Source organism: Paraburkholderia sp. CNPSo 3076 (genome assembly GCF_026343935.1).
GTDB lineage: Bacteria > Pseudomonadota > Gammaproteobacteria > Burkholderiales > Burkholderiaceae > Paraburkholderia > Paraburkholderia nodosa.
The window spans coordinates 68,148-86,412 of record NZ_JAPMAL010000024.1 but is presented as its reverse complement, the minus strand read 5'-3'; the positions used below and the strand labels follow the sequence as shown (position 1 = coordinate 86,412).

The following is an 18,265-nucleotide window of genomic DNA, read 5'->3' as shown; positions in this document are numbered from 1 at the left end:
GAGCTCGAAGAGAGAGGATATGGACTATCGCAATCTGGGCCGCAGTGCGCTCAAGGTTTCCCCGCTGTGCCTCGGCGCGATGATGTTTGGCGGCGAGACCGACGAGGCCGCGTCGAAGCGCATCATCGACAAGGCCTTCGAACAGGGGATCAACTTCATCGATACGGCCGATGTTTATCACGCGGGCCGCTCGGAAGAAATCGTCGGCCGGGCAATCGCGGCGCAGCGCGACAGCTGGGTCGTGGCGACGAAATTCGGTTTCCCGTTCGCACAGGGGCCGAATGAGCAGGGGCAGTCGCGCAAGTGGATCTACCAGTCGGTGGAGGCGAGCCTGAAGCGCCTTGGAACCGACTATATCGACATGCTCTACTTTCACCGCGCGCTGCCCGACGTGCCGCTCGACGAAGCCGTGCGCGCCGTGGGCGATCTGATCCGCCAGGGCAAGGTGCGCTATTTCGGCGTGTCGAATTTCCGTGGCTGGCGCATTGCCGAGATCGTGCGCCTCGCCGACCAGATGGGCATGGACCGGCCCGTGGCGAGCGAGCCGCTCTATAACATCGTCGATCGTACGGCCGAGGTCGAGCAGTTGCCCGCGGCCGCGCATTACGGGCTGGGCGTCGTACCATACAGTCCGCTCGCGCGCGGCGTGCTGACCGGCAAATACGCCGTCGATGCACCGCCGCCCGGCGACAGTCGCGCGGGCCGCGGCGACCGGCGCATTCACCAGACGGAGTGGCGCGCCGAGTCGCTGCACATTGCGAGCGAGATCGCGAATTACGCGGCGCAGCGCGGCACGACGCCTGTTGCTTTCGCGCTCGCATGGGTGCTCAAGAATTGTCACGTCAGCTCGACGATCGCGGGACCGCGCACCGAAGCGCATTGGGACAGCTATATCGACGCGCTGAGCCTTCAGCTCGGCCCCGATGACGAAACGTTCGTCGACAGCCTCGTGGCGCCGGGGCATGCCTCTACGCCGCGATATACGGATCCGGGCTATCCGGTCGAAGGGCGCAAGATCGGCGTTTAATTTGCGCCAGGACGCGCTGCGCTATGTGCGATAGCGCAGCGCGTCGATCACGAGCGCGAGCGCGCGCGACGACTGTCGCCGGCTCGGGTAAAACGCGTGATAACCGGGAAAAACCGGGCACCAGTCCTTGAGCACGCTTTTCAGGCGGCCTGCGCGGAGGAACGGCAACGCGGCATTCTCGGGAACGAACGCCAGGCCGTGACCGTCCAGCGCGGCGTTGAGCATTTGCGGCATGGCGTTGAACGTGAGCTGGCCGTCCACGCGCACTTGCAACTCGTGCTCGTCCTTCTTGAGTTCCCACGCGTACAGGCCACCCGACGACGTGAGCCGCAGCGTAATGCAATTGTGCTTGAGCAGATCCTGCGGCGCGCGCGGCGCCTTGTGCGCGGTGAAATAATCGGGAGAACCGACGATCGCCATCCTGACGTCCGGCCCGATGCGCACCGCGATCATGTCTTTCTCGACCTGGTCGCCCAGGCGCACGCCGATGTCGTAGCGATCGGCGACGATGTCGCGCAGGCCGTAGTCCACGGTAATCTCGACCTTGATGTCGGGATAGTCGGCGAGGAGCGGGCGCAGCTTCGGCCAGATCACGGTGTCGATCGGATGATCGATCGCGGTGATGCGGATGGTGCCCGCCGGCTTGTCGCGCAGTTCGGTGAGCGCGGCAAGCTCGGCGTCGATCTGCTCGAAGCGCGGCGAGAGCGCCTGAAAGAGCCGCTCGCCGGCTTCCGTGGTGGCGACGCTGCGCGTGGTGCGCGTGAGCAGACGCAGGCCGAGGCGCGTTTCGAGGCTGCGGATGGTGTGGCTCAGCGCCGACTGCGAGACGCCGAGTTGCGCGGCCGCGCGCGTGAAGCTGCGCTCGCGCGCGACGGCCAGGAACGCAAGGAGATCGCTGAAGTTTTCACGCGCCATGATGGGGTTCGCTGTGGGGGCGGGTGGAGCGAATCGTATCAAACACGCGAACGTCAAGTGCGCGCCTCGCCTCCTTGATGCACATTCGCCGCGACGTGCTCCGGCAAGTCCGCTTGCACGGCGCTTGCAGCGCGCGTACGCCCTGAAACGCGTCGAGCAACGCCCATCAAGATCCGCCAGTCGAAGTATCTCAATAACGTAGTCGAGTAGGACCATCGGGCGATCAAGCAACGCACGTGACCCATGCTGTGGCTCAAAACCTTTCGCTGTGTCCGGATCTTGCTGGCCGAAATCGAACTGATGCTCACGATCGCCAAACAGATGCAGTGTGCTCGTGGCACCCATCCGAGCGCTGCTGAACAATTCTACGATCCCGCAATGTAAGCAGTGCATGGCATATAGACTTCGCCAACCACACGATCCTTACCGCGACGAAACCCATAAAGGCGCCAACAGAGGGATAGCGGTGGTCCCAGGGGGGCGTGGTCGCCTCCGGCACGAGGGTCTGCTCAGGTCGCCCTTATTTTCCGGTCTCGTCTAAGAGCTTCCTCGCAATCTGCAAAGCCGTCATGGCGGGCGGCCAGCCCGCATAAAACGCCAGTTGCGTGATCGTCGCAACGATCTCGTCGCGTGAGAGACCGTTCTCGATGGCTTTTTTCAAATGAAAAGGCATTTCGTTGACGCGGTAAAGCGAGATCAGGCTCGTGATCGTGATGAGACTGCGGTCGCGGGGCGATAGTGAAGCATGTTCCCAGACATCACCAAACAACACCTTGTCGGTGAGTTCAGCAAGGTGGGGCGCAACGTCGCCAAAGGATTCGCGGGCGGCAGTGGGTTCGTGTTTCATATGGTTTCTCGTCCGATTTGGTTGGTGCAGTCCTTTGCGTGGTTCGCTGCCCTGTCGGGTCCTGTGAACTGCCGGGCCAGCCAAGCGTCAATACCGTATTCGAACCGGCAATCGACACCGCGGTGCTGCCCGAACCTGCGATGTTGACCACCGCTCCAATCGCAAGCAGGCATCGGGAAGCTTGCCCACGGCGTCTATCTTCGCGGGCAAACGCTACCTTGACTAGCTAATGGATTCTTAAAGACCCTATAAGATAGGCTAATCAATTCCTGACAGGAGAAATGGCTGTGGTCCGACGCAACCTCAATGATCTTCTGGCGTTCGTCACCGTGGCGCGCGAAGGCAGCTTCACCCGTGCTGCCGCCACACTGGGGGTGACTCAATCGGCTTTGAGCCAAACCATTCGCGCGCTGGAGGAGCGCCTGCAGATCCGGCTCCTCACGCGTACCACGCGCAGCGTTTCACCTACCGCAGCCGGCGAGCGCCTGATGCAGGCCATCGGCGAGCGCTTCGACGAAATCGAGGCGGAACTGGATGCACTGACCGAATTGCGCGAGAAGCCCGCGGGCACCGTGCGGATCACCTGTGGCGACTATGTGCTGCACAGCATTCTGCTGCCGCAACTTGCTCCGCTACTGCATGAGTATCCGGACATCAAGCTGGAGTTCGACGTGAACTACGGATTCCGCGACATCGTGGCGGACCGGTTCGACGCGGGCGTGCGTCTCGGGAACACCATTGACAGGGACATGATCGCGGTGCCGATCGGGCCGCCGATGCGTCTGGCGGTGGTGGCGTCGCCCAAGTATCTTGCGGCGCACCCCGCACCGAAAACGCCGAATGACCTTACCCGGCACTCCTGCATCAACCAGCGCATGCCGAGCTCAGGCGGCCTGTACGTGTGGGATTTCGAACGGCGGGGCCGCAGGGTGAATGTGCGCGTCGACGGTCAGTTGATTTTCAATACCACACAGCCCCAGGTGGACGCAGCGCTGGCTGGGCTGGGGATCGCGCTCCTGCCTGAAGACGAATTGATGCCGCACATGAAGTCGGGTCGCCTCGTGCGCGTGCTGGAGGAGTGGTGTCCGAAGTTCGAGGGCTATCACCTGTATTACCCAAGCAGGCGCCAGCCGTCGCCAGCATTCTCGCTCGTCGTGCAGGCTTTGCGCCTCGTTGAGTCTGGCCGGGCAAGCGGCGTGCGCCTCATGCAAAAAGCATAACGGACCCGGAAGGGCAGTTCATGTGCCAGTGCAGCAACCATTCGTGGGCGGAGTGGGAGGATGGCCTCAACCAGCGTCGTCGATGTCGCGATCCGGATCGGACGGCTGCAGGACCCGGAACTCGTGACGCGCCGGCTTGCACCGTGCCGGATGGTCGTGTGTGCGTCGCCCGCGTATCTCGAGCGGCATGGCACGCCGTGCACCCCCGACGACTTGCGGCGCGCGCAGCGCCTCGCCTTCAGCGAGGCCGTGTCGGCTGGCGACTGGACCTTGCTCGATGCGAGCAACCGCGCACACATCATCGACGGACCTTGCCGGATGGCGGCCAACAATACGCAGATGCTGCTCGGCGCCGCGCTGGCCGGAGCCGGCATCGCGTATGGTCCGACCTTCGTGTTCGGCGAGCACCTCGGGCGCGGCGAACTGGTGGCGCTGCTGCCGGACTATCGCGCGAGCGAGTTGGCGATCCAGGCGGTGTATCCGGGCGTGCGGCGCATACCGCTCAAGGCGCACCGGTTTGTCGATTACCTTGCTGGGACGTTTGGCGACGAACCGCCATGGGATCGCAAGGCGATGCCTTAGACGAGCGGTATCGAATGGCATGCGCCAGCCGCGGTTGAATGAAGTTGTCGCCTGGCCGACAATCTTTTGGCGAGTTCGCACGCATCATGAGGACTCTCTCGATTTCACCAAATCCAACCAAGGAGCGTCGACATGGCTTCACCTTGTGTCAATGTCAAGAACGACGTGTCACCCGCAGAATGGGAGGCGCGAGTCAATCTGGCAGCTGCCTATCGCCTCACAGCGCTGTTCCGCTGGGACGATCTGGTGTTTACCCACATCTCGGCGCGCGTGCCCGGCCCGGAGCATCATTTCCTGATCAACCCGTACGGCATGATGTTCGAGGAAATCACGGCGTCCTCCCTGGTGAAGATCGACCTCGACGGCCGCAAGGTCAGCGAGTCGCCGTACGACATCAATCCGGCTGGCTTCACGATCCACAGCGCCGTGCATGCAGCACGTGACGACGCGCACTGCGTGATGCACACCCATTCGATCAACGGCGTTGCCGTGTCGGCCCAGGAGGCGGGACTGCTGCCGCTCTCGCAGCAGTCTCTCGGGGTGTTGGCGTCGCTCGGTTATCACGACTACGAGGGCCTTGCCCTGAACGAAGCCGAAAAGCCTCGTCTGGTTCGAGACCTCGGCGACAAAACGTATCTGATGCTGCGTAATCACGGGCTGCTTACCGTCGGCAGCACGCCGGCGGACGCCTTTGTCGCGATGTACTTCTTCGAGGCGGCCTGCATGATCCAGGTGCGCGCGCAGTCGGGCGGCGCAAAGCTGACGCCAATCGCGCAGCCCATTCTCAACGGCTTCAAGCAGCAGATCGTGGCGGTGACGCGCGGCGTCACGCCAGGGGCGCTCGTCTGGCCCGGTCTGCTGCGCCGGCTCGATCGAACTTATCCGGGGTATGCGGACTGACACTGGACGCGACGCGATCCGCGCTCGATCACGCCGTCGATTGACGGCGCTGCGATGGGCCGGTTAGGCTCCGGCCATGCGCCCATCCAAAGTCGATCTGAATCTCTTCGTCGTGTTCGAGGCCGTCTATCGAACGCGCAACCTCACGCGCGCGGCGGAATTGCTCTTCATCACGCAGCCCGCCGTGAGCAACGCGCTCGCGCGCATGCGCAAGGCATTCGACGATCCGTTGTTCGTGAGTACGCCGGCCGGCATGATGCCCACGCCCGTCTCCGAAAACATCATTGGGCGCGTGCGCGAGGCGCTGCAGCTGCTCGATTCGAGCACCCATGCCGGTGAACGCTTCGATCCGGCCTCGTCGCAGCGAACCTTCCGGCTCAGCATGAACGACCTGACCGAGACAATGCTGCTTCCTGCGCTGGAAGAAGTGTTGCAGCGTCTTGCGCCAGGCATCCGCATCGAGAGCTACTTCACGACGCGCCGCGACGTTCCCGAAGCGCTGGCGAGCGGCGCGGTCCATCTGGCGATCGATGCGCCGCTCATCGACGATCCGTACCTGGAGCAGGAGCCGATCGGCCGCGACCGTTACGCGTGCATGCTTCGCCAGGACCATCCGTTCGCGAAGAGGAAGCTCACGATCGACGACTACCTGCGCTTCGGCCATATCCATGTGTCCAGCCGCCGGCAGGGACCCGGTCTCGTCGATACCGAACTCAACAAGCTGGGACTCCGGCGCACCATCCAGACCCGCGTCCAGCATTATCTCGTCGCGCCCTTGATCGCGATGCGCACCGATCTCGTCCTGACTGCGCCGCTCATGTTGCTCAAGCGCTATGACGCACGCATCCTGGCGCTGCCGTTCGATCTCCCCGATCTCGAGACACATGGCTACTGGCACCGCAGCGTCACGGCCGATCCGGCTCATCGCTGGCTGCGCGAGCAGATTGGCCGCCTCATGCGCAAGCAGAGACCATAGGTGTCACGAATCGTTATGACGCAGTATCACCAGAATAAATTTCCTGAATAGCCTGTGTCCCAGTATCGTTTCCGTCATGTTCAGACGAGGTTGGCATGGCGGAACTCTACCTGGTGCGGCACGGGCAGGCGTCACTCGGTGCCGAAAACTATGACGAGCTTTCAGCTTGCGGCCGCACCCAGTCGCGCTGGCTGGGCGAATACTGCGCGCAGGCAGGCTTGACGTTCGATCGCGTCGTGACCGGCACGATGCGCCGGCACGCACAGACTGCGGACGCCTTGCTCACCGCGATGGGCGGCGCGCCCGCGGAGATCGTGCAGGACGCGGACCTGAACGAGTACGATTTTCACGCCCTGTTTTCTGCGCTCGGCGAGAGCGGTCTGGCGCCCGGCCTGCTGGCCGAAGGCTCGATGAAGCACTTCTACAAGGGGCTCAAGCAGGTCTTGCAGCTCTGGTCGGAGGATAAGCTGCCCGGGCGCGTTCCCGAGACCTGGCGGCAGTTCCAGGCGCGCTGCGAGCGTGCACGCCGCGCCATTCAACGCGGCGGCGGCAAGCGGATTCTGGTGGTGAGTTCAGGCGGACCGATTGCCGTGTTCACCCAGCAGGTTCTTCAGGCGCCGGCTGCGGCCGCGATTGCGCTCAACATGCAGACCCGCAACAGCAGCGTGAGCCAGTACGTCTTCAACGACAGCGCCATGTCGCTGGTCACCTTCAACACCCTGCCGCATCTCGAACAGGCCGAGAGGCGCGAACACGTCACCTATGGCTGATGCGAATCCGGATTCCCGCTCCATGATGAATGCAAGTCTTCAGTTCGATGTCGATGCACTCGCGCGCTATCTGGCCGCGCACGTGCCCGGCTTTCAGGGGCCGATGGTCGTCGAGAAGTTCGCTGGCGGACAGTCGAACCCCACGTTTCTTCTCGAAGCGCAAAGCGGCCGCTATGTGCTGCGGCGTCAGCCGCCGGGCGAACTGCTCAAGTCCGCGCATGCCGTGGACCGCGAATTCCGCGTGCTGAGCGCGCTCGGCAGCACGCCGGTTCCTGTCGCGCGGGCCTTGCATCTTTGCGAGGACCGCGACGTGATTGGCAGCCTGTTCTACGTGATGAGCTTTGAAGAGGGCGAAATCTATTGGGATCCAGCTTTGCCCGCGCTGCCCGTTGATGAGCGTCACGCCGTGTACGACGCGCTGATCGGCACGATGGCGGCTTTGCACGATGTGGGTGTCGAGTCCGTTGGCCTCGCCGACTACGGCCGCGCGGGCAACTACTTCTCACGGCAGATCGAAGTCTGGACGAGGCAATATCGCGCGACGCAGACCGACGAGCTCGACGCCATGGAAGCGCTGATCGACTGGCTGCCGGCACACTGTCCGGCCGAAGCGGGCAAGCCTTCGCTCGTGCACGGCGACTTTCGCATCGATAACCTCATCTTCCACCGAGGCACGCCGAAGGTTCGCGCCGTGCTCGACTGGGAACTCTCCACGCTCGGCAATCCGCTCGCCGACCTCGCGTACTTCTGCATGTGCCTGCGGCTGCCGCCCAAAGGCCATATCGGCGGTCTCGCGGGGCTGGACAGGGCAGCGCTTGGCGTGCCGGACGAGGCCGCGATCGTCGAGCGGTATTGCAGCTTGCGGGGAATCGGATCGGTCGGGAACTGGAATTTTTACCTGGCGTTCAGCTTCTTCCGGCTCGCCGCCATCGCTCAGGGCGTGAAAAAGCGTGCGCTGGGCGGCAACGCATCGCATGAGAAGGCGCGCCAGGTCGGCGAAATGACCGCGGCGCTCGCGAAGATGGGCGTCGACGTCATTTGATGCCCGGTGTTTGACGCGGACAAGCGACTACATTGAGGAGACAGTTGTGACTACTAATTTGTTCGATCTGAGCGGAAAGATTGCATTGGTCACCGGCGCGAGCCGTGGTATCGGCGAGGAGATCGCGAAGCTGCTGGCAAAACAGGGCGCCCATGTGATCGTGTCGAGCCGCAAGCTCGACGACTGCGAAACCGTGGCGCGCGGCATCCGGGAAGCGGGCGGCAGCGCCGAGGCGTATCCGTGCCACGTGGGGCGTCTCGACGACATCCAAGGCGTTTTCCAGCACATCCGCTCGAAACATGGCCGGCTGGACATCCTCGTGAACAACGCGGCGGCGAATCCGTATTTCGGCCACATTCTCGACACCGATCTTTCGTCGTTTGAAAAGACGGTGGAGGTCAACCTGCGTGGCTACTTCTTCATGTCGGTCGAGGCGGGCAAGCTGATGCGCGAGCACGGCGACGGTGCGATCGTCAACACGGCTTCCGTCAATGCACTGCAGCCCGGCGACAAGCAGGGCATCTATTCGATCACCAAAGCCGCCGTGGTCAACATGACGCGGGCATTCGCCAAGGAGTGCGGGCCGCTCGGCATCCGTGTGAACGCGCTGCTGCCGGGTCTCACCAAGACGAAATTCGCCGGGGCGCTGTTCGAAGACCAGGCCATGTACGAAAGCTGGATGACGAAGATTCCGCTGCGCCGCCATGCGGAGCCTCGCGAGATGGCCGGCACCGTGCTGTATCTCGTCTCCGACGCGGCGAGCTACACCAACGGCGAGTGCATCGTCGTGGACGGTGGCCTGACGATTTGACGATGGGAGCGGCGCGCGTCATGGACCCACGCGCCGCACGACATTCACCATGATTCAAGGAAGAGCAAGATGGACTTTGCCTATAGCCCGAAAGTCGAAGCGCTGCGCACGCAGTTGCGCGCGTTCATGGACGCGCATATCGTGCCGCGCATCCACCAATGGCACGAAGAAGTGAGCGCGGGGCAGTATCCCGTTTCCTTCATGGAAGACCTGAAGGAGAAGGCGCGTGCGGAAGGCCTCTGGAACCTGTTCCTGCCGCACCTGCGCGACGACGAGCCGGGCACGCGGCTGACCAATCTCGAGTACGCGCCGCTGGCCGAGATCATGGGGCGCGTGTCGTGGGCTTCCGAGGTGTTCAACTGCAATGCGCCGGACACGGGCAACATGGAACTGCTCCATATGTTCGCCACGCCCGCGCAGCGCACGAAGTGGCTCGAGCCGCTGCTCGATGGCAAGATCCGCTCGGCGTTTGCGATGACGGAGCCCGCAGTGGCGTCCTCGGACGCGACCAATATCACCACATCGATTCGACTCGACGGCGACGACTATGTGATCGACGGCCGCAAATGGTTCATCACGAACGCGGCGCACCCGAATTGCCAGTTGTTCATCGTCATGGGCAAAACCGATCCGGACGCCCCCGCGCACCGTCAGCAAAGCATGATTCTCGTGCCGCGCGATACGCCGGGCGTGAAGATCATCCGCAATATCACGGTGGTCAACCACACGGCGCCCGAAGGCCACTGCGAGATCGAATTCAAGGGCGTGCGCGTACCGCGTTCGAACCTCCTCGGCGAGGAAGGCAGCGGCTTCGCGCTCGCCCAGGCGCGTCTGGGACCGGGCCGCATTCACCACTGCATGCGCTCGATCGGCGCCGCCGAACTGGCACTCGAACTGATGATCGAACGCGCGCAGGCGCGCACGGCGTTCGGCAAGAAGCTCTATCAGCACGGCTCCGTTGGCGAGTGGATCGCGAAGTCGCGTATCGAAATCGATCAGGCAAGGCTCTTCGTGCTGAAGGCGGCCTGGATGATCGACAACGTGGGTGCGAAGGAGGCACGCAAGGAAATCGCCATGATCAAGGCGCTCGTGCCGGGCGTGCACACCGCCGTATGTGAGCGCGCGATCCAGACCTTCGGCGCGATGGGGCTGAGCCCCGACACGCCGCTGGCGGACAGCTGGACCTGGGGGCGTGCATTGAAGTTCGCCGATGGCCCCGACGAGGTGCATCTCCAGAGCATTGCGCGCATGGAGATCAAGGCGCGGCCCTATGAGCCGGGCCATGAGAGTCCTTACCTGACGCGTTAGCGAGAGGTCTCGCGATTGCTTTGGGACGCACCCACGAGCGATCGCGTTTCCTCCGTAGGCTAGGCAGCACTCAGATCCAGAGATCGTTTTCCACCGTGCGTTCGCTGCGCGCGCCGTCGCCGGTGTTGGCCACGCCGCGCGGCTCGATCAGCAGGAGCTTCACTTCGCCGATTGCGCAGGGCTTGTGTTCGGCGCCCTTCGGCACGACGGCGAGTTGGCCCGCACGCACGACGATGGGTCCCTCGCGTGTGTCGATGCGCAGTTCGCCCTCGAGCACGATGAACGTTTCGTCGGTGTCGGCGTGGCTGTGCCAGATTTCTGCGCCGTGCTCGGGCGATATGAGCCGCGGAAGCGCCCGTCGTACGGGAATTGGGGGAAAAGTTGCGCTGATCAGCGCCCAGTCGTGGATATTGACGAAGCCGAGGGTACGCCGCTTTAGCAGCGCGTGTCTTGAACGATCGTGACGATGCTGTGCGTCGCCCGCACCTACACAGCGCGCGCGATCTGCTCGCGCAGCCAGCGGTGCGCGGGGTCGCGATGCGAGCGCTCGTGCCAGAGCATGCACATTTCGTAGCCAGGTACCTCGACAGGCGGTTCGACCACGCGCAGCGCAGCGCTTTCGCGTACGAGCCGCCACGGCAGCATCGCCACCAGGTCGCTGCGTTCGAGTACTGAAACGACAAAAAGAAAGTGCGGAACGGAGAGCACGACGCGCCGCGTGAGTCCGGTTTGCGAAAGCGTTTCGTCAGTGATGCCGCGAAATCCGCCGCCATCGGGCGAGACGATCACGTGCTCCAGTGCGCAGAACTGCTTGACGCTCGGACGGCGCTTGAGGCGCGGATGGTCCGCGCGGCCCGCAAGCACGTAGCGCTCGGTGAAGAGCGCGCGCCGGCGCAGGTTCTCGGGTGCGTCGCTGGTGGTATGGAACGCCAGATCGATTTCGCCCTGCGCCGCCTGCTTCGCAACGCGCGCAGGCGCGAGTTCGATCACGGCAAGGCGCGTATGCGGCGCGGCCTCGCGCAAGCCACGCAGCGCCGGCAACGCGATGGTGGACTCGCCATAGTCGCTCGCGGCCACGCACCAGGTATCGCGGGCGCTGGCCGGATCGAACGGGCTCTCGGGCGCAATTGCCCGCTCGAGCGATTCGAGCGCCTCGCGCAGGGGCTCGCGCAACGCCAGCGCGCGAGCCGTGGGCTGCATGCCGCGTGGGCCTGGCAGCAGCAGTGGATCGCCCAAAATCTCGCGCAGCCTCGCCAGATGCACGCTAACCGATGGCTGCGAGAAGTTCAGGCGTCGCGCCGCGCGTGTGACGTTGTGCTCGGCGAGTAGCACGTCGAGCGTGACGAGCAGGTTGAGATCGAGGCTGCGCAAATTAGCGGACATAATGGCTGGTATTTCCGTTATTCATTTCCACTATAGCAGCCGGGGAACTAAGCTGGGTTCGTACCAGATCACGGAGCCCTCCTATGAATATCCTGCTCGTCTATGCGCATCCCGAACCCAAGTCGCTTAACGGCGCGCTAAGAGACTTCACCGTGCGGCGTCTCGAGGCGGCGGGTCACGCCGTTCAGGTGTCGGACCTCTATGCCATGAACTGGAAAGCGACGCTCGACGCGCAGGACAGCGTCGAGCGCCGGGGCGGCGCGCCGTTCGATCCGTCGCTCGATTCGAAGCACGCTTTCGAGAACGGCCTCCAGGCCGGGGACATCGCGCGGGAGCAGGCCAAGCTCTTGTGGGCCGATACGCTCATCCTGCAGTTTCCGCTCTGGTGGTTCTCCATGCCTGCCATCCTCAAGGGCTGGGTGGAGCGTGTATTCGCGTACGGCTTCGCCTATGGCGTGGGTGAGCACTCCGACGTGCGCTGGGGAAACCGCTACGGCGAAGGTACGCTGGCCGGCAAGCGCGCGATGCTCGTCGTGACGATGGGCGGCTGGGCGTCGCACTACGGGCCTCGGGGCGTGAACGGCCCGATCGACGACATTCTGTTCCCGATCCATCATGGCGTGCTCTATTACCCGGGCTACGACGTGCTGCCGCCGTTTCTCGTGTATCGCACGGGACGCATGGACGAGGTGCGCTATGCGCAAACGCGCGACGCGCTCGGTGCTCGCCTCGATGCGCTGGCAAAGACCGAACCCATCGCGTTTCGCAAACAGAATGGGGGTGCGTATGAAATCCCGGCGCTCACGCTGCGTGAAGGCGTCGCGCCGGAACGCACGGGTTTTGCCGCGCACGTAGCGTAAGCGAGTGCGGTGGCGCTTGCGGGCTCCGCGAGCGACCGGAAAACGATCCGCCTAGCGCCCCATGCGCCGGTCGTAGCTGCTCACGACCCGGTGAATCAGCGTGGGGTCGCGCGCTTCGGCGGTATCGAACTTCACGACTACGCTGCCGTCGGTTTGCTGGTGCACGTTCGCCGTCACGGTGCCGCCGTCGAGTGTCCCCGCAATCGTGCCCGCGCCGGGGTCCTGCACCGTGATCGTGAGTCCCTCGTCGCGCATGGCGCCCGCTGCGGCGGCGAATGACCGGTCGTAGCTGGCGGGCGTCATGACCACGGTGCCGGGCGGCACCGCATAGTAGGGACATCCCGCCAGTGGCAGCAGGCAGGCACAAGCCCCGGCGAACATGAGACCCCTCACGACTGAACCTGCTGTTGAGGAACATTGACGCTCGCCCCGTAGACTCATCACAGTTCTCCTCAATGCGAAATATCGTTCGACATCCTAAAAGCTGACCGCCAGGCCAAACGACACGCCGTGCACGTTGTGGCCAAACACATAGCGGACCATTGCCCGGGTACGGGTGATGATGATGGGATACGTGCTGCTGTCGAGTTCCAGGCCCACCCCCAGCGAGGTCAGTTCGTTAAAGCCGAGCACTCCGGCGCTGTCGCCGAAGTAATGCGAGTAGGCGAACTCCAGCACGTAGCGCACCGGTTTGTCGAGCGCGTGCCAGCCCGTTGGCGCGCGCCAGCGCGTCCAGAGGCTCACTTGCTGCGCCATCGCAGAACCCTGAACGGCTTGCGAACTGCCTCCAAAGCTGCGCAGGTAGATATCGGTTGCGCGCAATTCCGCATCGATTTCGTAGTTTTCGCGGTAGTGCTCATAGTCGAGCATCAGCGAACCGCCGTAGCCATACGCGTCCAGATAGCCGTTATTGAGGAACTGGAGATTGCTGTCCGTGACATGGTTGAACAACGTCTGTCCGACGCGCAGATCGCTGGAAACACGGCCAATCGTGCCGTTGATGATCGGGCGAAACACGAGTTCGTTGGTGATGCGGAAGTCCCAGCCAAGCCCCACCGTGCCGCTGAAGGTATTCCACCGCGTGGGCACCGCCCGCGTCTGTGCACCGTCGGTCGCGATGAACGTCGGGTCGTAGCGGCTATAGGCGAGCGTGCCTTCCATGTACAACGGAAACGACCGGCTCAGCGTAAAACCGCCGCCTAGCTGTGTCTGCCCGAAGCCTGGGTTACCGGTGGTGCCGTTGTTGATCGAAAGCGAACTGGTGGTGACGTCCGGCACCGTGGTGTAGGTCATGATGGACAGCACGGCGTCCGCATGCTGCTTGATGTTGCCGCCTATCACGGTCTGGTTCGACAGTTGACCCGGTACGCTCTGCGCGTGCGCTTGCCACGGCAGCACTGCGGCGAGCATCGCCGTCCCAGTCTTCACTAGCGCGATGCGCAGTTGCAGCCAACGGACGGTGGTGTTCGTCATGTTCGATCCTGCCGGTTCCCGATGCCCGATGGGGTCTGATTGCACCTGCTCGAATTTGCTTAAAGCCTTCTCACGCCCGATTGCGCGCATGGCGTGAGGCCTCCTGCACGCCGCGTACGGCGGCGGCCACGATCAATCCGGTAAACACGAGGCCGATCAGTCCGAGCAGCACCGCGTCGATGCGGCCGAACGCGGTGGTCGGCACCACATCGCCGTAACCGATGGTCAGCGCCGTGATCGCGCAGAAGTACACGGTCTCGCCCATCGGCGAAGGGCTGCGGTTCAGCGTCTCCACGGCGCCGCCGAAGTAGAACATGCCGATCGTCAGGACGACGAATATCAGTAGCAGCCCGCCCAGAAGCAGACGCATGTACCAGATTGTCCGGCTCGATTCCAGCAGGATTTCGCGTGCTTTCGGGGCATGGTCCGCACTTGTTGGCGCATTGTTCATGGTGTATTCCTCTTGGGCGCGGCTGCGCCACGCTGTGCGAAACGCTCGACTATCTGCAGCATCAGGCACGCGTAAGCGGTGACGGCAAGAAAGAGCGCCATGCGCACGGCGAATGCGCGGTACACATCCTTGCCCGCCACGCTGTCCTGGACCGACTGGCCCAGCAGAATGATCATGGTGACGAGACTGTTCAGCCAGAAGCCGGGCGAATAACGCGTGGGGCGGATGCGATAAAGCTTGCGCGCCACGAGCAGGCCGAACAGCAGCATCCAGAGATAGAACATCCAGATGTTCACGAAGAGCCTGAGCGCAAACCAGAACGCGACGGCGAGCAGTCCGCCGAGCGCCGTGGAGCCGAGCAGTTCACGCGCCGCGCCGCGTGCCGACGTGGTGCAGCTTTGTCTGCCGAGGCTCACGGACTTCATGATGATCGGCATGTAGCTCGCGGGGTCGTTCATCGCCAGCAGCCAGGCGGGCATGACCACGAGCGCGGCCTGCAAGGCGATGCGCGACGCCGTCCCCTGCGGCAGGACGCGCGCGGCCGGTTTGGCGCCCGCCACCGCGGCGCCGGCCTCGGGAAAGAGCGCATGGCTCACGACCGAGACGAGCACGGCGAGCAGCAGCCCTTTGACGAGCGCACCGACCACCGTGGCGGCGAGTTGCTGGTCGGCCACGCCGGCCGCGGTAATCATCGTGAGGCCCGCCGCGAGGAACGTCGCCACGAGATTGTTGCCGCCGCGCAGGCCGGCGCGAAACGCGAGGAAGAGACAGAGGCCGACGAGCAGCACGCCCGCGAATGCGTAATCGCGCAGCACGGGGACGAGCAGCAGGCCGCTGCCCGTCGTGAGCGCGACGACCAGTGCGAGAGCGAGCGCCGCCTTGAGCGAAAGCGGCCGGTTTTGCGTCCCCAGCAGAAAGACGGCGAGCACCGGCGCGATCACTGGAATCGGAAAGGCGAGCGCGAAGCTGATCGCAAGCGTAAGCGCCGTGCCGGTGGCAACGCGTAGCGCGCGGCGGCCGGGAATCGAAGGGCTCGTTTGCATGGACGCCGCTCAGTAGAGGTAGGAGAGCCAGCTCATCACGCGCAGGAACACGCGGCCGAGCGGATTGAGCGGGTTGCCGGCGCTCGGAAACGCCATCACTTCCGCCTGCCCACCCACGCGAACGTTGCGCAGCCGTGCGCGTTCGTCGCTGTCGAACTCGACGATTACGGGAAAGCGTTGCGCGGGCCGCAGCCAGTCGCGGCTATTCTGCACGGTGGGCAGGGTGCCGGGCGGCGTGCTCTGTCCGACGCTCACGCCATAGCCGATGCTGCGCACGCGTCCGGTGAACACTTCGCCCGGCAGCGCATCCAGCGCGATGGCGACGGGCGTGCCCGCATGGAGGCGGCCCAGATTGTTCTCCGTCATGTCCGCGCTGACCCAGACATCGTGAATGGCGATGAGCGTCATGACCGGATTGCCCGCTGCCGCGAACTGGCCGACTTCGGTGCGCAGGTCGGTGATGACGCCGGCCGAGCGCGCGCGAATGCGCGTATTGGCGAGATCGAGTTCGGCCTTTTCGAGCGCGCCTGCCGCGCTGCGCAACTGCGCGTTCTCCGCTTCGCTGCCGCCTTGCTGTTCGCGCGCGCGTTCGATTTCGGCACGGGCCGCTTCGACCTGGCTTTGCGCCTGCTCGTGCGTGGCGCGCGCCACTTCGAGCCGCCGCAGCGAGACCGTGCCCTCGTCTTCGCGGTACAGCCGTTCCAGCCGGTCGCTATCCTGGCGCGCCTTGACCTCGTTGGCGAGCGCCGCGCGCAATGAGGCTTGCGCCGAATCGATACCGGCGGTGCTCGCGCCGATCTGCCGGCGCGTGGATTCGAGGTCGGCGCGCGCGCGGTCGGCGGCAATGCGGTATTGCTCTTTGTCGATTTCGAACAGCACGTCGCCCGCGTCGACCTCCTGGTTGTTGTGCACGAGCACGCGCGTCACGCGTCCCGACACTTCTGCCGCAACGGGCACGACGTAGGCCGCAATGCGCGCCTGCTGCGTATAAGGCGTGAAGCGATCGGCAAGCAGGTACCAGACCAGGCTGATGGCGATCAGGACGACGATCCACTTGAGCGCCTTGCCCGAGGAGTCGGAAGCCGGCGGCGCCTCGGGCGGGCTGGAAGGTTCGGACGCACTGCTCATCGTGTCGGCCCTTCCGGTTGATTGCCGGGGCTCTGCGCGGCAGAGGGCGATGCCGGTTCGTCGAGCAGGTCGCCCCAGTCTGTGCGTCGCTGCATCTGGGCGCGGGTAGCTGGATCGATGAGCGGATGATCCAGATCCCAACCGCCGTCCACCGCCTTGTACAGCGCAATCAGGCTGCTCACGGCGTTGCCTCGATTGACGACGAACGCATCCTGCTGCGCGGAGAGTGCGCGCTGCGCGTCGAGCACGCGCTGGAAGTCCGAGTACCCTTCGCGGTAGATCGTATTGGCGAGCGTGAGCGAGCGCTGCGCCGCGCCCTGGGCGTCGTGCAGGATCGTGTCGCGCTGCAGTGCCGCGTTCAGTGCCGTTGCGGCGTCATCGGCCTCGCGCGCCGCTTCGCGCACGGTCTCCTGATAGGCGACGATCAATTGCTGCAGGCGGGCATCCTGCACGCGTACGTTGTTCGTGATGCGGCCGTGATCGAACAGATTCCATGTGATGCTTGGGCCGCCCACCACGGCGAGCGTGCTCGGCGCGCCTGCGAGCGAGCTGGCGCTCCACACGAGCGAGCCGACCAGCGAAACGGATGGGTACAGATCGGCCTTGGCCACGCCGATCAGCGCCGACTGTGCGGCCATCTGCTGCTCCGCCGCGCGCACGTCCGGCCGACGCAGCAAAAGCCTCGCGGGCACATCCTGAAGCACGGCGCGGTCGATGAGCGGGACGAAGCCAGCCTTGGCCGGCTGTACATCGAGTTCCGGCAGCGGGCCGGGCGGCCGCCCGAGCAGCACGCACAGCCCGTGACGCGCTACTGCGATCTGGCTCTCGAACACGGGAATGCTGCTCAGCGTGCCGAGATACTGTGTTTTCGCTTGCTGGAGATCGAGCTCGTCGGTTTCGCCGCTCTTGAAGAGCTTTTGCGTGATGTCGTAGCTGCGCTTTTGCAGCTGCGCGTTTTCGCGCGCAATCCGCAGGCGCGCTTCGGTCGTGCGCAGGGTGAAATAGGTGTCCGCGACCTGCGCGTGGACGAGCACGAGCGCGTCCTCGCGGTTGTCCTGGGCGGCGAAGAACGAGGCGTCGGCCGATTCGATCGCGCGGCTAAAGCGTCCCCAGAAGTCCAGTTCCCAGCCGATGCTAAAGCCAAGACCGTACTGAAAGTACGCGCCCGAACGCGGGTCGAAACCGTCGTGGCGCTTGCGCGCCGAGGCCAGCACGTCGGCGTTGGCTTGCTGCACCTGCGGGTAACGCCCCGCGAGCGCGATGCCGAGCTGGGCGCGCGCCTCGATCACGCGCAATGCGGCGATCTTCAGGTCGCTGTTGTTCGCGTCGGCTGCGGCAATCAACTGTTCGAGATTTTCGTCTCCGAATACGCGCCACCATTGTCGCGCGTCGGGTTGCTCATTGGCTTGTGCCGCGATCGACGTGACCTGCTCGATCGACGCGCTGCTCCAGTGCTCGCTCCAGCTCTCGTGTTGCGGCTGAAAGTCGGGGCCCACGCGCGTGCACGCGACCAGTAGCGTGCTCAGGCA

The 18,265-nt window shown here is 64.2% G+C and carries 18 protein-coding genes and 3 pseudogenes; 11 read left to right on the top strand and 10 right to left on the bottom strand.

What is annotated here, in order from left to right:
• Nucleotides 1-19: 19 nt before the first annotated feature.
• The gene (locus M3A49_RS26620; RefSeq protein WP_266231697.1) at nucleotides 20-1,027 is read left to right on the top strand and encodes an aldo/keto reductase; all 1,008 of its coding nucleotides are present in this window, start codon (nucleotides 20-22) and stop codon (nucleotides 1,025-1,027) included.
• Nucleotides 1,028-1,048: 21 nt separating this feature from the next.
• Here M3A49_RS26620 and M3A49_RS26615 read toward each other — a convergent pair whose 3' ends face one another.
• A complete protein-coding gene (locus tag M3A49_RS26615) occupies nucleotides 1,049-1,942 on the bottom strand; it encodes a LysR family transcriptional regulator (RefSeq protein ID WP_266231696.1) in 894 nt (297 codons plus the stop codon).
• A gap of 153 nt (nucleotides 1,943-2,095) precedes the next feature.
• On the opposite strand from M3A49_RS26615, the pseudogene M3A49_RS26610 reads away from it, so the two are divergent.
• Nucleotides 2,096-2,326, top strand: a pseudogene (locus tag M3A49_RS26610) (DDE-type integrase/transposase/recombinase); the annotation flags it as partial.
• A gap of 136 nt (nucleotides 2,327-2,462) precedes the next feature.
• On the opposite strand, the gene M3A49_RS26605 reads toward M3A49_RS26610, so the two are convergent.
• Nucleotides 2,463-2,789: a carboxymuconolactone decarboxylase family protein gene (locus tag M3A49_RS26605; protein ID WP_266231695.1), complete on the bottom strand. Its 327-nt coding sequence runs from the start codon at nucleotides 2,787-2,789 to the stop codon at nucleotides 2,463-2,465.
• Between the two features lie 287 nt (nucleotides 2,790-3,076).
• Between M3A49_RS26605 and M3A49_RS26600 the strand changes: the two genes are divergently transcribed.
• The 8 genes and pseudogenes from M3A49_RS26600 (at nucleotide 3,077) to M3A49_RS26565 (ending at nucleotide 10,398) form a co-directional block, all read left to right on the top strand.
• The gene (locus M3A49_RS26600) at nucleotides 3,077-4,009 is read left to right on the top strand and encodes a LysR family transcriptional regulator (RefSeq protein WP_266231750.1); all 933 of its coding nucleotides are present in this window, start codon (nucleotides 3,077-3,079) and stop codon (nucleotides 4,007-4,009) included.
• Nucleotides 4,010-4,087: 78 nt separating this feature from the next.
• Nucleotides 4,088-4,591 (top strand): annotated as a pseudogene (locus M3A49_RS26595) (substrate binding domain-containing protein); the annotation flags it as partial.
• Nucleotides 4,592-4,723: 132 nt separating this feature from the next.
• Nucleotides 4,724-5,491 (top strand): class II aldolase/adducin family protein, encoded by a 768-nt coding sequence (locus tag M3A49_RS26590; RefSeq protein WP_266231694.1) that lies wholly within the window; start codon nucleotides 4,724-4,726, stop codon nucleotides 5,489-5,491.
• 76 nt (nucleotides 5,492-5,567) lie between these two features.
• Nucleotides 5,568-6,467: a LysR family transcriptional regulator gene (locus M3A49_RS26585; RefSeq protein ID WP_266231693.1), complete on the top strand. Its 900-nt coding sequence runs from the start codon at nucleotides 5,568-5,570 to the stop codon at nucleotides 6,465-6,467.
• Nucleotides 6,468-6,562: 95 nt separating this feature from the next.
• Nucleotides 6,563-7,237, top strand: a complete 675-nt coding sequence (locus M3A49_RS26580; protein WP_266231692.1) for a histidine phosphatase family protein — start codon at nucleotides 6,563-6,565, stop codon at nucleotides 7,235-7,237.
• Nucleotides 7,238-7,259: 22 nt separating this feature from the next.
• On the top strand, nucleotides 7,260-8,279 hold the full coding sequence (locus M3A49_RS26575) for a phosphotransferase (RefSeq protein WP_266231691.1): 1,020 nt from the start codon (nucleotides 7,260-7,262) through the stop codon (nucleotides 8,277-8,279).
• A 46-nt stretch (nucleotides 8,280-8,325) separates the two neighbouring features.
• The gene (locus tag M3A49_RS26570; RefSeq protein WP_266231690.1) at nucleotides 8,326-9,090 is read left to right on the top strand and encodes an SDR family oxidoreductase; all 765 of its coding nucleotides are present in this window, start codon (nucleotides 8,326-8,328) and stop codon (nucleotides 9,088-9,090) included.
• A gap of 69 nt (nucleotides 9,091-9,159) precedes the next feature.
• Nucleotides 9,160-10,398 carry an acyl-CoA dehydrogenase family protein gene (locus M3A49_RS26565; protein WP_266231689.1) on the top strand — a complete coding sequence of 413 codons (1,239 nt, stop codon included), beginning with the start codon at nucleotides 9,160-9,162 and terminating at the stop codon, nucleotides 10,396-10,398.
• A 70-nt stretch (nucleotides 10,399-10,468) separates the two neighbouring features.
• Here the strand turns inward: M3A49_RS26565 and M3A49_RS26560 are convergent.
• Both M3A49_RS26560 and M3A49_RS26555 read right to left on the bottom strand, forming a co-directional pair.
• Nucleotides 10,469-10,723: pseudogene (locus M3A49_RS26560) on the bottom strand (cupin domain-containing protein); the annotation flags it as partial.
• 161 nt (nucleotides 10,724-10,884) lie between these two features.
• Entirely contained in the window at nucleotides 10,885-11,781 is an 897-nt protein-coding gene (locus M3A49_RS26555) for a LysR family transcriptional regulator (RefSeq protein ID WP_266231688.1), read from the bottom strand.
• Nucleotides 11,782-11,864: 83 nt separating this feature from the next.
• On the opposite strand from M3A49_RS26555, the gene M3A49_RS26550 reads away from it, so the two are divergent.
• Nucleotides 11,865-12,641 (top strand): NAD(P)H-dependent oxidoreductase, encoded by a 777-nt coding sequence (locus M3A49_RS26550; protein WP_028207140.1) that lies wholly within the window; start codon nucleotides 11,865-11,867, stop codon nucleotides 12,639-12,641.
• 51 nt (nucleotides 12,642-12,692) lie between these two features.
• Here M3A49_RS26550 and M3A49_RS26545 read toward each other — a convergent pair whose 3' ends face one another.
• The 6 genes from M3A49_RS26545 to M3A49_RS26520 all read right to left on the bottom strand — a co-directional run bounded on the left by M3A49_RS26545 (nucleotide 12,693) and on the right by M3A49_RS26520 (nucleotide 18,262).
• On the bottom strand, nucleotides 12,693-13,022 hold the full coding sequence (locus tag M3A49_RS26545) for a hypothetical protein (protein WP_266231749.1): 330 nt from the start codon (nucleotides 13,020-13,022) through the stop codon (nucleotides 12,693-12,695).
• Between the two features lie 96 nt (nucleotides 13,023-13,118).
• On the bottom strand, nucleotides 13,119-14,051 hold the full coding sequence (locus tag M3A49_RS26540; RefSeq protein ID WP_266231748.1) for a hypothetical protein: 933 nt from the start codon (nucleotides 14,049-14,051) through the stop codon (nucleotides 13,119-13,121).
• Between the two features lie 133 nt (nucleotides 14,052-14,184).
• Nucleotides 14,185-14,565, bottom strand: a complete 381-nt coding sequence (locus M3A49_RS26535) for a potassium channel family protein (protein ID WP_266231687.1) — start codon at nucleotides 14,563-14,565, stop codon at nucleotides 14,185-14,187.
• On the bottom strand, nucleotides 14,562-15,608 hold the full coding sequence (locus M3A49_RS26530) for a DUF2955 domain-containing protein (RefSeq protein WP_266231686.1): 1,047 nt from the start codon (nucleotides 15,606-15,608) through the stop codon (nucleotides 14,562-14,564). Before M3A49_RS26530 ends, M3A49_RS26535 begins: the two co-directional genes overlap by 4 nt.
• A 9-nt stretch (nucleotides 15,609-15,617) precedes the next feature.
• Nucleotides 15,618-16,736 (bottom strand): HlyD family secretion protein, encoded by a 1,119-nt coding sequence (locus M3A49_RS26525; protein WP_266231685.1) that lies wholly within the window; start codon nucleotides 16,734-16,736, stop codon nucleotides 15,618-15,620.
• On the bottom strand, nucleotides 16,733-18,262 hold the full coding sequence (locus tag M3A49_RS26520; RefSeq protein WP_266231747.1) for a TolC family protein: 1,530 nt from the start codon (nucleotides 18,260-18,262) through the stop codon (nucleotides 16,733-16,735). The genes M3A49_RS26525 and M3A49_RS26520 overlap by 4 nt, the downstream gene beginning before the upstream one ends.
• Between the last annotated feature and the right edge of the window lie 3 nt (nucleotides 18,263-18,265).

What these genes read in the sequence shown, in the direction of transcription:
- M3A49_RS26525 (WP_266231685.1), bottom strand. Translation starts at nt 16,736, where the DNA reads ATGAGCAGTGCGTCCGAACCTTCCAGCCCGCCCGAGGCGCCGCCGGCT.
- M3A49_RS26590 (WP_266231694.1), top strand. Translation starts at nt 4,724, where the DNA reads ATGGCTTCACCTTGTGTCAATGTCAAGAACGACGTGTCACCCGCAGAA.
- M3A49_RS26585 (WP_266231693.1), top strand. Translation starts at nt 5,568, where the DNA reads ATGCGCCCATCCAAAGTCGATCTGAATCTCTTCGTCGTGTTCGAGGCC.
- M3A49_RS26530 (WP_266231686.1), bottom strand. Translation starts at nt 15,608, where the DNA reads ATGCAAACGAGCCCTTCGATTCCCGGCCGCCGCGCGCTACGCGTTGCC.
- M3A49_RS26555 (WP_266231688.1), bottom strand. Translation starts at nt 11,781, where the DNA reads ATGTCCGCTAATTTGCGCAGCCTCGATCTCAACCTGCTCGTCACGCTC.
- M3A49_RS26550 (WP_028207140.1), top strand. Translation starts at nt 11,865, where the DNA reads ATGAATATCCTGCTCGTCTATGCGCATCCCGAACCCAAGTCGCTTAAC.
- M3A49_RS26565 (WP_266231689.1), top strand. Translation starts at nt 9,160, where the DNA reads ATGGACTTTGCCTATAGCCCGAAAGTCGAAGCGCTGCGCACGCAGTTG.
- M3A49_RS26620 (WP_266231697.1), top strand. Translation starts at nt 20, where the DNA reads ATGGACTATCGCAATCTGGGCCGCAGTGCGCTCAAGGTTTCCCCGCTG.
- M3A49_RS26580 (WP_266231692.1), top strand. Translation starts at nt 6,563, where the DNA reads ATGGCGGAACTCTACCTGGTGCGGCACGGGCAGGCGTCACTCGGTGCC.
- M3A49_RS26545 (WP_266231749.1), bottom strand. Translation starts at nt 13,022, where the DNA reads ATGTTCGCCGGGGCTTGTGCCTGCCTGCTGCCACTGGCGGGATGTCCC.
- M3A49_RS26535 (WP_266231687.1), bottom strand. Translation starts at nt 14,565, where the DNA reads ATGAACAATGCGCCAACAAGTGCGGACCATGCCCCGAAAGCACGCGAA.
- M3A49_RS26575 (WP_266231691.1), top strand. Translation starts at nt 7,260, where the DNA reads ATGATGAATGCAAGTCTTCAGTTCGATGTCGATGCACTCGCGCGCTAT.
- M3A49_RS26540 (WP_266231748.1), bottom strand. Translation starts at nt 14,051, where the DNA reads ATGCTCGCCGCAGTGCTGCCGTGGCAAGCGCACGCGCAGAGCGTACCG.
- M3A49_RS26605 (WP_266231695.1), bottom strand. Translation starts at nt 2,789, where the DNA reads ATGAAACACGAACCCACTGCCGCCCGCGAATCCTTTGGCGACGTTGCG.
- M3A49_RS26615 (WP_266231696.1), bottom strand. Translation starts at nt 1,942, where the DNA reads ATGGCGCGTGAAAACTTCAGCGATCTCCTTGCGTTCCTGGCCGTCGCG.